Source organism: Parashewanella curva, assembly GCF_003675895.1.
GTDB classification, from domain to species: domain Bacteria; phylum Pseudomonadota; class Gammaproteobacteria; order Enterobacterales; family Shewanellaceae; genus Parashewanella; species Parashewanella curva.
Map to the genome: position 1 here is coordinate 1 of NZ_ML014839.1, position 13,344 is coordinate 13,344.

Here is a 13,344-nt window from a genome sequence, read left to right on the forward strand (position 1 = left end):
AGGTGAATCTATGCGAAAACTGGATCAATCCGGACACTTGTAGTAAAAATTAGGTTAAGAGAAATCTGGGATCACGACTGTCCGGATGATCCCGAAACCGCTGTCCGGAATGACCGAAATTCGCAATTTAAGAAATTTTCGATAACTTTTGAGTGCGTTCAGTAATGATTTAGATACTGTAACACTGCGTTTTTTGCCGCCTTTACTTTTCGGTATGTAAAACAGCCAAATACCAGTTTGTTGGTTTTGTCTAAATTGTCCCATTACTGGAGAATATCCAGCGCGCGCTGAGACTTCTGATATACGTAAATAGCAGCTATATAATAGTTGTATTAAAAATTGATGCCGCTGATAGATATTTGGGTTCTCATTAGCCAATTTTTGAACTGTTGAAATTACATATGACCATTGTAATTCGGTAAAAATTGGTAATTTTTCATCTGAAGATTCCATTTTATAGCTTTTGTTTTTACCAAATCGACTATGGTTAAGCCAGATTTGAGCGACATTTCGCTCACAGTATTCTTCTGTGATCAGATAGTTGTAAAACGCAGATAAAATGGCAATTTTGGTTTTAAGAGCATTGTCGCTCAATGTGTATGGTATTGGGCTGCCATTGGCTTTTTTACCTATAAATGGCCTCCAATTTGGGTTTGGCTGGCGTAGCTCATCTTTACCTGTAAATTGAGCCACATTGAAATATCCGATCAGTGCTTCTGGTGGATTCTGGCAATAATTAATGTACTTAGCCATATCTTTACGGGTCATCTGTATCGGAGATAGTTTTGCTATATCAAAACACCAATGAAAAAACGTGGTGATTTCACTCCTATACGCTTTGTAGTTATTTTCGCAATGCTTTTCTTCACAAAGCCAATCTGCAGCATGTTCTAGTAATAAACTGGCGTCTTCTACAGATGAAAGACTAACGTTTGTGATGTATTGATTAACAACAGGATTCCCTTCAAGTATGTATTCTGGCTTGTCGAATATCGGAATTACAGGTGGAAGTAGTTTCATTTGTTTTCTTATATGAATTGCCGATAACGGTGATTATCGGCATTAAGCTAATTGAAGTTGTCAGCTTGAGTTAAGGTTTTGTGAGCTGTTACACAGATTTAAACTTTGTCATTTTTGTTCGATTTTTAAAACAATAATGCTACTTTTGCTTGTTATCCGCTAAGAAATCAAAGTGAGTGTTGATTTGTTGACCTTGGTATTCAGCACTAATAAATAGGCGCCATACCATATAACCACTAGCACATGAACCGAGCATAAACTGGCTATCATAGGTGTTTGATTCGGTTTGAGATAAGACTACAGGAATGATGCCCATAAACATATCCCTCCCCTCTAAGCGGGCTTTTACATTTATGACTGTTTTATCGACAGTCAGACGAAAATGTAAATCTTGTTCACTTGGCACCTCTTCAGGACTAATTTTTATTGTAAAATTAACACCTTTCGTTGATTTTGTGCACGAATTGTCTAAAAAACTGCATAAAGTAGGATCTGAACTCCCTTTTTCTACATTTTTCGTGTCTTTTTGACCGCAACCAATTAATCCTAAGCTTATGATTAATGGTAATAAAATTTTTGAAATTGTCATATCGCCCACTGCAAATTGTCCTTTATTAGTTTTCGCTCACATTCTGGTCGCAAACATGATCCAGATCAATTTTGATAACAAGTCATAGGTATCTTTTTGACGGTGCCTTTAGTAAAATACCACTGCTTTGCAAACCTTTATAACTGTTGTGCAAGCAATGCAGCAATGCCCTTTCGTTTTTTTGAATATAAAACAATCGATTTGGCATTAATTTAACCAGGTATAGCTTTGCTCTACCTAAAACTATAAGTAAAAGTAATAAGCAGTGGAAGCAATATGATGAACCATTCCCAGCCTACAGGCGCTGATTACAATTACACCGTTGTCCGCCAATTTGCCTTAACCACTGTTTTGTGGGGTATTGTTGGTATGGCAGTCGGTGTTCTTATTGCAGCTCAGTTGATCTGGCCTGCATTGAACTTCGATACTCCATGGCTAACGTACAGTCGTCTTAGACCTCTGCACACTAACGCCGTGATTTTCGCGTTCGGTACTTCAGCCCTTTTTGCTACGTCCTACTATGTAGTTCAACGTACCTGTCAAACTCGTTTGTTCGCTCCTAAATTAGCAGCGTTTACATTCTGGGGTTGGCAAGCAATCATTCTTTCTGCAGCAATATCATTACCTCTAGGTTTCACTAGTGGTAAAGAATATGCTGAACTTGAGTGGCCAATTGATATCGCAATCACCGTTGTTTGGGTGGCTTATGCGGTTGTATTCTTTGGTACCATAATTAAACGAACCACGTCACATATTTATGTTGCGAACTGGTTCTTCGGTGCTTTCATTATTACCGTTGCCGTGTTGCACATTGTTAACTCTATGGCTATCCCAGTTAGTGCGATGAAATCGTACTCTATCTATGCTGGTGCTGTAGATGCGATGGTTCAATGGTGGTATGGTCACAACGCGGTAGGTTTCCTACTGACGGCTGGTTTCTTGGGTATGATGTACTACTTCGTTCCTAAGCAAGCTGAGCGTCCAGTATATTCTTATCGTCTATCTATTGTTCACTTCTGGGCTCTTATCGCTCTTTATATTTGGGCTGGTCCTCACCACTTGCACTACACTGCCCTACCTGACTGGACTCAGTCTTTAGGTATGGTGATGTCATTGATCTTATTTGCTCCTTCTTGGGGTGGTATGATTAACGGTATCATGACGCTTTCTGGTGCATGGCACAAACTACGTACTGACCCAATTCTACGTTTCTTGATTGTATCTCTGTCTTTCTACGGTATGTCTACCTTCGAAGGTCCAATGATGTCTATCAAGACTGTGAACGCGCTATCTCACTACACTGACTGGACTGTTGGACACGTTCACTCTGGTGCTCTTGGTTGGGTTGCTATGGTTTCTATTGGTTCTCTATACCACTTGATTCCAGTTCTATTTAACCAAGGTCGTATGTATAGCAATAACCTTGTTAACGTTCACTTCTGGTTAGCGACTATCGGTACTGTTCTTTACATCGTATCTATGTGGATTTCTGGTGTAATGCAAGGTCTGATGTGGCGTGCTGTTAACTCTGACGGTACTCTAACTTACAGCTTTGTTGAAAGTATCGAGGCTTCGTACCCATTCTACTTCGTTCGCTTCTTAGGCGGTGCATTCTTCTTGTTCGGTATGTTCTTAATGGCATACAACGTTATCAAGACTGTTAAAGCCCCTGAAGGTTCGTTAAAGAAAGTTGAAGCATAAGGAGCAGAAACGATGAAATTTAATCACGAGTTTATTGAAAAGAACATCGGTCTGCTTGGTATCTTTACCGTTATCGCTATTAGTTTCGGTGGCTTGGTTCAAATCACTCCATTGATTTTCCAAAAAGATACTACAGTTCCAGTTGAGGGCTTACGTCCTTATACTGCTTTAGAACTTGAAGGCCGTGATATCTACATCCGTGAAGGTTGTTATAACTGTCACAGTCAGATGATTCGTCCACTTCGTGCAGAAACTGAACGTTATGGACACTACTCTGTTGCTGGTGAATCTGTATGGGATCATCCATTCCAGTGGGGTTCTAAGCGTACAGGTCCTGATCTAGCCCGTGTTGGCGGTCGTTACAGTGACAAATGGCATGAAGTGCATTTGATTGACCCACGTGCTGTGGTACCTCAATCAAATATGCCTGGATTCCCATGGTTAATGGACAACAAGCTTGATGGCAAGTTGACTGCTGACAAGATGGAAATCTTCCGTAACTTCGGAGTGCCATACACAGATGAAGATATTAAAGGTGCAAAAGCTGCAGTTGAAGGTAAAACTGAAATGCAGGCACTGATTGCATATCTACAGTCATTGGGGCACGCCCTTAAATAAGGAGGCAATATATGGATTACGGCACATTACAAGGCATTTTGACAATCATTGTAATGATCGTCTTTATCGGTATATTCGCTTGGGCTTATAGCTCGCGTCAGAAGAAGAAATTTGATGAGGCGGCTAACCTTGTGTTTTCAGATGAGGAAAACTCTAACGAGAAGGACTCTACTAAGGAAAACAATAAGGACTCAGGAGAGCAAAAATAATGTTAATGAGTAGCTTCTGGAGTGTTTGGATCACAGTTATTACATTATTTGTAATTGCAGCCTGCTTTATTTTGCTGCAACTGTGTAACAAAAACCACACAGATGTCGAAGAAGGAAAGTCCATGGGGCACTCTTTCGATGGCATCGAAGAACTAAACAATCCACTACCTAAGTGGTGGAAATATATGTACCTAATCACCATTGTGTTTGGTCTAGCTTACCTAGCTCTATATCCAGGGCTTGGAAACTGGAAAGGCCTGCTACAGTGGAACAGTTCTAACCAAAGTGTTGGTTATGAAAAAGGTATTAAAGAAGACTCTAAAGCGGCAACTGAACTTGCTGCTAAAGAAGGTCGTTACGTTCAGTATGACGCTGAAATGAAAAAGGCTGATGAAACTTATGGCCCTATCTTCGCTGCATACTTGAAAACACCACTTGAAGAGTTGGTTAAAGATAAAGAAGCGTTAAACGTTGGTAAGCGTCTATTCGTACAAAACTGTGCTCAGTGTCACGGTTCTGACGCTCGCGGCGGTAAAGGCTTCCCTAATCTAACTGATAACTCTTGGTTATACGGTGGTGATTTAGCGACTATTAAAACTTCTATCATGAACGGTCGTAACGGTATGATGCCTCCTAAAGGTGGTCTACCAATTCAAGATAGTGAGTTGAAAGCGTTAACTGAATACATCTTTACCCTAAATGGTCGTGAAGGTGACAAAGAGCTTGCTGCGCAAGGTCATGCATCATTCATGAAGGGCTGTTTTGCTTGTCACGGTATGGACGGTTCTGGTAATAAATTCATGGGTGCTCCAAACCTTAAGGATAAAGCTTGGGTTTATGGTGGTACTCGTAAGGCAATTCTTGAAAGTATCAAGAATGGTCGTAGTGGTGTAATGCCTGCTTGGAAAGACATTCTAGGCGAGGAAAAAGTCCACGTTATTACTGCATACGTTTACAGCTTGTCACATCAAGCTAAGAAGTAACGTTGAAAAGGCCTCGATTTCGGGGCCTTTTTTAAATCCTTTTACAAATTAGACTACAGATTAAATACCAAAGAAGACAAAATTATGAGAGTATTTTTTGGTATTTAATCTCCCCTACTCTAGGGGCTGTTGTATAAAGCACTCAATTGATGTGCTTTGAATTTTTAGTTATGAGTGCAAAAATGGAAACACCTACAGCTTGGTACAAGCAATTTTGGCCTTGGTTTTTAATTATTTTGCCACTAACTGTGGTTGCAGCAAGCATTGCAACTTTGGTTATTGCCGCGAAATACTCTGATACTGTTGTGGTTGATGATTACTACAAAAAAGGTAAAGGCATTAACCAAGATAAGAAGAGAGAGCAAAAAGCGCGAGCAATGGGATTGCAGTTCTCAATTCAAGTCCATAATAATGAAATTCTTATCCAACAACATGGTGGCACACCTTATAAGGCCGCGTTAGCTGTAGAATTTTACCATCCAACAATTAAAGAAAGAGACTTTGATGTACTTGCATCTGCCGATGGAAACTCAGTTTACCGCATAGATTCAAAGCAGCCTCTAAATGGCGATTGGATTGTTCAAGTGGAAGGTTTTGATAAATCTTGGCGTTTAAAGAAACGCATTACTTTAAAAGATGGCACAGAAAGCTGGTTAAACTAGCGTGAATCACTATGAGCCAAGATAAACAATGTTATCACTGCGGGGAATCTGTCCCCGCTTCTGTTGTTCTGACAACCGTAATTAATGAGCAAGCTCAACCTATGTGTTGTATTGGTTGTCAGGCTGTTTCCCAAGCCATCATGGATGCTGGACTGAAAAACTATTATAAATTCCGTACTGAACCAGGAACGAAGCAGTCTGAACTTGTTCCAGACGAGCTTAATAGCTTTAGTGCTTATGATTTAGATGAAGTCCAAAAGGATTTTGTACATTCCGATACTGCTGACATTCAAACGGTTTCACTTTCAATTGATGGTATCACCTGCGCAGCTTGTGCTTGGCTGATTGAGCATAAATTAAAGCAGCTAAAAGGCCTGCAGAAAGTCATGGTTAATTCAACAACGCAGCGCGCACTTATTTCTTGGGACAAAAATCAACTCAAGCTAAGTGAGATATTACAGCAAATCAGTGCCATAGGTTATGTTGCAGCTCCTTACCAAGTTGATGAACAAGAGGCAAAAGCCAAAAAATCCAGTAAGCAATTTTTATTAAGACTTGGTCTTGCTGGTTTTTCTACCATGCAAGTGATGATGTTTGCCCTTGCTCTGTATACTGGTTACTTTACTGACTTAGATACCGAATTTCGTGATTACTTCCGATGGGTAAGTATGATCTTTGCTGCGCCAGTAGCACTCTACTCTGCTCAACCATTCTATTTTAGTGCGGTTCGCTCTTTGCTTTCGGGCCGAATCAATATGGATGTGCCTGTTTCTATAGCTATTGGCGGCGCCTTTATAGCAAGCTGTTTTGCTACGTACCACGGTGTGGGAGAAGTTTATTTTGAATCCGTTTCAATGTTTACCTTCTTCTTATTATTGGGTCGGTACTTTGAACAAAAAGCAAAACAAAAGGCCTCAGTTAGCTCAAGTAACTTACATAAATTAGTGCCTCTTACTGCCACGCTAGTTGTAGAAAGTGACTATAAAGAAGTCGCAGCGAAGCAATTAAAGATTGGCGACGTAATTTTAGTGAAGCCCGGCGAAGTTATCGCAGCTGATGGCATTATCGCTGAGGGGAAGTCTAGCTTAAACGAGTCCATGCTCACAGGGGAACATTTACCATTAACCAAGTCAAAAGATCAGCAAGTATTTGCTGGTACTATTAACGTTGAGCAGCCCGTTAAAGTTAGAGTTAATGCCATTGGAAATGAGCAATTTGTATCTGAAATCATTCGCTTACAAGAGCTTGCATCTAATAATCGCCCTTCCATTGCCTTGATTGTTGATAAACTTTCGCGCTATTTTTCTGCTGCAGTTCTTTCTTTAAGCCTCATCACTTACCTTGTTTGGCATTTCTTTATTTCTCCTGAAGATGCATTCTGGGTAACACTATCTGTACTTGTCGCAACCTGTCCTTGTGCTCTTGCATTGGCTACACCTACTGCTGTTACTTGTGCTACGGCCATGTTTACTAAGCTTGGCATTATTACGCGTAAATCTGGAGTTTTTGAAACGCTCCCAAAAATTAAGCACGTAGTCTTTGATAAGACCGGCACCCTTACCTATGGTCGGTTACAAATATCAGATGTAAAAATCTATTCAAAATGTCTGAATAAACAAACTGTTCTTAAGATTATAGCTGCGTTAGAACAAGGTTCTGAGCACCCTATTGCTAAGGTATTTAGAGAATATTTGGATACCTGTAATTTTGCCATTAGCGATGTAGAGCATCATGTGGGTAAAGGGATCAGTGGAGTAATAAACAGTGAAAATTATTTTGTAGGCAAGGCGCATGCATCTAAAAACAGCGCATCTACAGAGCAAACTATTTCATTATTAAAAGAAGATGAATTAGTTGCTGAAGTGACCCTATCTGATGAAATTCGTAACGATGCTCTCTCAAGTATTCAACAGATGCAAAAGCTTAATCTTCATTTGGCTATTGCCAGTGGAGATCAATCAGGTCATGTTCAAGCTGTAGCTTCTAAATTAGGTATAAATGATGTTCATTTTGATCTAACGCCAAGCGATAAACTTGACCTTGTTAAAAGGCTGCAAGCTGAAAAACATAAAGTGGTTATGTTTGGTGATGGCATTAACGATGCTCCGGTTTTATCTGGTGCCGATTTATCTGTAGCTATGGGTAGTGGTACTGCGATTGCTAAGAACAGTGCAGATTTAATTTTACTCGGAGATAAATTAACGAGATTTGTAGATGCGATTAATGTCGCCACCAGAACCACAAAAATCATCAAACAGAACCTTATGTGGGCATTAGGTTACAACTTAGTTGTCCTTCCATTAGCAATGAGTGGTAATATTGCCCCCTATGTTGCAGCAATTGGTATGTCAGCGAGTTCTCTAATTGTGGTAAGTAACAGTTTAAGACTTTTGAAGGATGCAAAATGAGTATCATCTATGTACTAATCCCTATTGCAATGATTTTTGTTGCGATCGCTGTTGCTGTATTTTTTTGGGCTGTAAAGTCAGAACAGTTTGATGATTTAGACAGACAGGGTTCCTCAATATTATTTGAAGAGGACGAAAGCCAAAATTCAAACGGCAAAAACGACAAACCTCATGACTGATTACGATTTCGTCGCTGCTTTTGTTGTAGGCTTAATGGGAGCGGCTCACTGTTTCGGTATGTGCGGTGGATTAATGGCTGCTCTTTCTAGCAATACTCCACAAAAAATTCAAGTCGGTGAAAATCTTCTATTAAAACAATTGAAATTGTTATTTAGTTATAACATTGGCCGTGTCTTGAGTTACACTACGGCAGGAGTAATATTAGGTGGCGCAGCAGCTAGTCTTAAAGGGCTGTTCTCAATTGATCACTACTTGATTATTCTGAGAATTTTTGCTGGAATAATGATGCTCGTTACGGGTTTATATCTATCTTCGATTTGGCAAGGTCTAACAAAGATAGAAAAAATAGGAAATTATTTTTGGCAATATTTAAAGCCAATTGCAACAAAGTTGCTTCCTATTAAGACGGTTCCAAAAGCCCTAATCGCAGGAATAGTTTGGGGCTGGCTACCATGTGGGTTAGTATATTCTACACTGACATGGTCAGTTGCCAGTGGTTCAGCCATAAAAGGTGGGCTAATTATGTTTGCCTTTGGCCTAGGAACCATGCCTGCGCTGTTAAGTATCGGGGTTGCATCCAGAACCATTTCCAGTTGGGTGCAAAAAAGAAAAGTTAGGTTGTTAAGCGGGTTGTTAGTTGCAAGCTTTGGTGTTCATACACTTTGGATTGCATTTAATCAGCTTTAATCACTATCTACCTAATATGCATATTATTAAAATGTAATCCCTACCATTACATTTATAGTGTTACGTTTACATAACTATTAAAAGATTATAGAGAAGTGTTGGAACAGCCATGGCTATAGAACTGAAGAAAAATCAAAAAGCTCACGTTGGTTGCACCATTCATTGCCATGATTGCAGCATGAGTGAATTATGCATCCCAGTCGCGCTTAATAGCAATGAGCTAGATCAACTAGATAGCATTATTGAAAGAAAAAAACCTATCCAAAAAGGCGAGCAGGTTTTTAAATCTGGTGATGAACTTAAGTGTTTGTATGCCATTCGTTCAGGTACTATCAAAAGCTTTACTATTACAGAGCAAGGTGAAGAGCAAATTACTGGCTTTCATCTTCCTGGTGATGTTATCGGTTTTGACGGAATCAACCAAAATCAACACCAAAGTTTTGCGCAGGCTCTGGAAACATCTATGGTCTGTGAAATCCCCTACACGACTCTTGATGACCTTACCGCTAAAATGCCTAAGCTGCGTCAACAGATCCTAAAGTTAATGAGCAGCGAAATCATGAATGATCAAGATATGATTCTATTGCTTAGTAAAAAGAGTGCGGACGAAAAGCTTGCGGCTTTCATCAGTACACTTGCCAATCGTTTTGGCAGTCGTGGCTTCTCGCAAAAAGAGTTTCGCTTGACTATGACTCGAACGGATATTGGTAACTACCTTGGTTTAACCGTTGAGACTATTAGTCGTATTTTAGGTCGTTTCCAAAAATCAGGTTTGATTGAAGTTAATGGAAAATACATCACTATTTTAAATTTCGATGAACTAAGAAAAATGGCGGGTACTGCTAGAATTGTTTAAATAAGATATTTTTGATTTAAGACAATAAGTTACCCTCTATTTAAGCGACAATATCATTAGGGCGCGCCCTAGCGAAATGATTTGTCGCTTAACTTTAATAATCTATTTGATATGGAGGGAATAATGCAAAAATTTAAAAATTTACTTGTTGTCATCGACCCTACCTCAGAGCATCAAATTGCGCTTGAACGTGCAATTGAACTCAGCCAGAAAAATAATTCAAAAATGACAATCTTTCATTCGGTGTTTGATTTGTCGTATGAAATGACCTCTATTCTTTCCATTGAAGAGCGTGATGCAATGCGCAATGGTGTGCTGGACCAACGTCGTGCTTGGTTGGATGATCTTGTTGAATCATACTCGACCGATGGAATTGAAATTTCAAAGCGAGTCATTTGGCATAACCGCCCTTTTGAAAGCATTATCGAACTCGCTATCGAAGAAGATTTCGATGTGATTATTAAAGGCACGCATGAACACGATAAATTAAAATCGGTCATCTTTACTCCTACAGATTGGCATTTAATGCGTAAAGCACCAGAACCTGTACTCCTTGTTAAAGCAAAAAATTGGTTTAGTGGTGGAAAGATACTATGTGCAATTAATTTAGAAGAAGATGATAATCACCGCCATTTATCGCACTCTATTATTGAACATGCTCAATTTATAGCGAAACAATTTAACGGCGAAGTGCATCTCGTCAACGCCTACCCCGGTACGCCTGTTAATATTGCTATTGAGTTACCTGACTTTGACATGATTAATTATAATGAGTCGATGCGTGAGCAGCATCATAATGAGCTCATTAAAGTCGCCGAACAATTCAATATCGCAAAAGAGCATTGCCATGTGCTAGAGGGTTTACCTGAGGATGTTATTCCAGAGTTAACTGAGGAACTTAGCGCTGAATTAGTAATACTTGGTACGATAGGAAGAACCGGTATTTCAGCAGCTTTGATTGGCAATACTGCAGAGCACGTTATCGATAATATTAATTGTGACTTGCTTACTCTAAAGCCAGATGGATTTGTTTCGCCAATATCACCAAAATAAATTAATAAAGTGACTCCTACACTTTACCAACAATAGCTTTACTGGAATAATACGCGCCTTATGTTAAGCAAGGCGCGTTTTTTATGTCACAAGAATCACAATCAATGACTGAATTATCAAAGAAGCAACAAACACGACAAAATAAACTTCAAAAAAAGTTACGTCGTGAAGTCGGTAGTGCTATTGCTGATTACAATATGATTGAAGATGGTGATCGCGTCATGTGCTGCTTGTCTGGTGGTAAAGACAGTTATGCAATGCTTGATATTTTGCTTAATTTACAGCAGCGTGCTCCAATTAACTTTGAAATTGTTGCGGTAAATTTAGATCAAAAGCAACCAGGCTTTCCAGAAGATATTTTACCTGCATACCTTGATAGCTTAGGCATTGCCTATCATATTCTTGAAAAAGATACTTATTCTATCGTTAAAGAAAAAATCCCTGAAGGTAAAACGACTTGTTCGTTATGTTCACGCTTAAGACGTGGAACCTTGTATGGTTTTGCTCAACACATTGGTGCTACAAAAATTGCTCTTGGTCATCATCGTGATGATATTATCGAAACACTATTTTTAAATATGTTTTACGGTGGCAAGATGAAAGCTATGCCTCCCAAATTATTATCAGATGATAGAGCTAATGTAGTTATACGCCCTCTTGCATACTGCCGTGAAAAAGACATTGCTGAATATGCAGAGCTAAAGAATTTTCCAATTATTCCATGCAACTTATGCGGCTCACAAGAAAACTTGAAACGCCAAGCTGTCAAAGATATGCTCAAACAGTGGGATAAACAGCATCCTGGTCGTATTGAAACTATATATACTGCAATGCAAAACACTGCACCGTCTCAAGGCGTTGATAGAGAACAGTTTGATTTTGTTTCTTTAAAACGTGATCCTAATGCTAAGAACACAGGTTCAGTTTCCGAAGCTGATCTTCCAGCTTTTGACTTTACAGATGTGAGTAATAGCGGACATATTAATTTAGATATGACTCAGCGCATCGATGTAGTTAATACGTTTAAACCATAATTTTTTCACATAATGCCCGATTTTTTCGGGCATTACTTATTATACGTGGCCAACATTCTTAAATCTTTGTGACCTGTTCGCGATTGTATTTTCATAATGCCCACATTATCAATTCCTAATTGAGTAACAATCCCACTTCTTGCACTATGAGCTCCGAATTGGTGTGGGTCTATACCTGCTCTTTTAAGATATTTTTTTAATATCCGATTTACATCAGGCGCACTGATTGACGGGAATTCAGTTTTACCATTTTTCTTAAGACTTAAGCCATTAGTTGAAAGACTTCTAAATATTGGTCCCGATGTTAACCCACTAATTTTCAACCAATCTTTAACGTATTGATAAGGCGAAAAATCTTCATCATTAGGAAGTATTTTAGTTTCAGCTTTTCCTGCTTGATTAGCCTTTGTAAAACGTAAAGTAACAACTAAAGCATCATCTCTGTAATATAAACTATCAGTTGTCAGTTTTACTATTTCACTTCTTCGAAATCCCCCTGCTCTAAGCAAAGTAATTAATGCTAGATCTCGAGCTTTTAACAATTGACGAGGTTCTTGTTTAATTGTGTTTATCAGTCGCTCTAGTTCTGAGTTCAGTAGCGGTTTTTTTTCATCGTACATCAAATTACGATAATGATTACGCCTAAATCCTTCTAACGATTTGATTATTTCAGGGTGCGTAGTTGGAGAGCTAAATCCATGTTCAATATGAAAATGACGAATCGCAGCAACGCGAATGCCTATTGCACTGTTACTCAATTGTCTAGCTGATGATTCACCGTTGAATGTTCCAATATGATAACGAGTCATCTCTTGACCGAGGTAAGCAAGAACAACTTCTGGAATTGCTGGTAAAGGAGCAAAACCATGGAGGTCGCAAAATTCAGTAAAGCTCTTCCATGCAGATGAGTAGGATTTAATCGTGTTTTCTGCACGACGAAAACTTGTTGCGCAGAAGCTTTTTTTGCATTTTCTAACAGTGCCGTTGGCTGTTTGTTCAGTTGAAGATCCGAATGTTTATTATTGTCGGAATTTTTAACAGTTTTGGGTAAAAATTTCTGCATTTATGTACTCACCCAATATTATGATCGATAATTGCAGTTATAGTATATAAATATAGATCAACGATCAAACGCTATATAAAATGGTTTAACCACTGTTTTAATTTGATTGAGATTTAGGGTTAAGTTACCTAATAAGTATTTAGCGAGCTAATTATTTTGTAACTATTCAGCCTACTGAACAAAAATATCTGGCAAATGCCCACTGAACAACAAGTTCAGCGCTGTTGAAGCTGTTATATTTTGCTTTCTGCAACTCGAAACGTAACTGCGTATGGCACAGA

General features: G+C 39.0%; 13 protein-coding genes and 1 pseudogene. 11 read left to right on the forward strand and 3 right to left on the reverse strand.

Annotation, left to right across the window (positions count from 1 at the left end; translation table 11 throughout):
• Positions 1–123 precede the first annotated feature (123 nt).
• A pseudogene (locus tag D5018_RS18595) lies at positions 124–1,020 on the reverse strand (tyrosine-type recombinase/integrase); the annotation flags it as partial.
• 139 nt (positions 1,021–1,159) lie between these two features.
• Positions 1,160–1,609, reverse strand: coding sequence for a hypothetical protein (locus tag D5018_RS18600; RefSeq protein ID WP_133309338.1), 450 nt, complete (start codon positions 1,607–1,609; stop codon positions 1,160–1,162).
• Positions 1,610–1,885: 276 nt separating this feature from the next.
• Between D5018_RS18600 and ccoN the strand changes: the two genes are divergently transcribed.
• The 11 genes from ccoN (at position 1,886) to ttcA (ending at position 12,000) form a co-directional block, all read left to right on the forward strand.
• Positions 1,886–3,310: a cytochrome-c oxidase, cbb3-type subunit I gene (ccoN, locus tag D5018_RS18605; RefSeq protein WP_121840490.1), complete on the forward strand. Its 1,425-nt coding sequence runs from the start codon at positions 1,886–1,888 to the stop codon at positions 3,308–3,310.
• 12 nt (positions 3,311–3,322) lie between these two features.
• The gene (gene ccoO, locus D5018_RS18610; RefSeq protein WP_121840491.1) at positions 3,323–3,928 is read left to right on the forward strand and encodes a cytochrome-c oxidase, cbb3-type subunit II; all 606 of its coding nucleotides are present in this window, start codon (positions 3,323–3,325) and stop codon (positions 3,926–3,928) included.
• 11 nt (positions 3,929–3,939) lie between these two features.
• Positions 3,940–4,137 (forward strand): cbb3-type cytochrome oxidase subunit 3, encoded by a 198-nt coding sequence (locus D5018_RS18615; RefSeq protein ID WP_121840492.1) that lies wholly within the window; start codon positions 3,940–3,942, stop codon positions 4,135–4,137.
• A 5-nt stretch (positions 4,138–4,142) separates the two neighbouring features.
• Positions 4,143–5,120, forward strand: a complete 978-nt coding sequence (gene ccoP / locus D5018_RS18620) for a cytochrome-c oxidase, cbb3-type subunit III (RefSeq protein ID WP_121840500.1) — start codon at positions 4,143–4,145, stop codon at positions 5,118–5,120.
• 182 nt (positions 5,121–5,302) lie between these two features.
• On the forward strand, positions 5,303–5,782 hold the full coding sequence (locus tag D5018_RS18625; RefSeq protein WP_121840501.1) for a FixH family protein: 480 nt from the start codon (positions 5,303–5,305) through the stop codon (positions 5,780–5,782).
• 11 nt (positions 5,783–5,793) lie between these two features.
• Positions 5,794–8,190 carry a heavy metal translocating P-type ATPase gene (locus tag D5018_RS18630; RefSeq protein ID WP_121840493.1) on the forward strand — a complete coding sequence of 799 codons (2,397 nt, stop codon included), beginning with the start codon at positions 5,794–5,796 and terminating at the stop codon, positions 8,188–8,190.
• The gene (gene ccoS / locus D5018_RS18635; protein WP_121840494.1) at positions 8,187–8,369 is read left to right on the forward strand and encodes a cbb3-type cytochrome oxidase assembly protein CcoS; all 183 of its coding nucleotides are present in this window, start codon (positions 8,187–8,189) and stop codon (positions 8,367–8,369) included. Before D5018_RS18630 ends, ccoS begins: the two co-directional genes overlap by 4 nt.
• Entirely contained in the window at positions 8,362–9,057 is a 696-nt protein-coding gene (locus D5018_RS18640; protein ID WP_121840495.1) for a sulfite exporter TauE/SafE family protein, read from the forward strand. Before ccoS ends, D5018_RS18640 begins: the two co-directional genes overlap by 8 nt.
• 109 nt (positions 9,058–9,166) lie before the next feature.
• A complete protein-coding gene (locus D5018_RS18645) occupies positions 9,167–9,913 on the forward strand; it encodes an FNR family transcription factor (protein WP_121840496.1) in 747 nt (248 codons plus the stop codon).
• 123 nt (positions 9,914–10,036) lie between these two features.
• Positions 10,037–10,966, forward strand: a complete 930-nt coding sequence (gene uspE, locus D5018_RS18650; protein WP_121840497.1) for a universal stress protein UspE — start codon at positions 10,037–10,039, stop codon at positions 10,964–10,966.
• An 83-nt stretch (positions 10,967–11,049) separates the two neighbouring features.
• Entirely contained in the window at positions 11,050–12,000 is a 951-nt protein-coding gene (gene ttcA, locus D5018_RS18655; protein WP_165905110.1) for a tRNA 2-thiocytidine(32) synthetase TtcA, read from the forward strand.
• A gap of 32 nt (positions 12,001–12,032) precedes the next feature.
• Here the strand turns inward: ttcA and D5018_RS18660 are convergent, their stop codons facing one another.
• Positions 12,033–12,809, reverse strand: a complete 777-nt coding sequence (locus D5018_RS18660; protein ID WP_121840498.1) for a tyrosine-type recombinase/integrase — start codon at positions 12,807–12,809, stop codon at positions 12,033–12,035.
• Positions 12,810–13,344 lie beyond the last annotated feature (535 nt).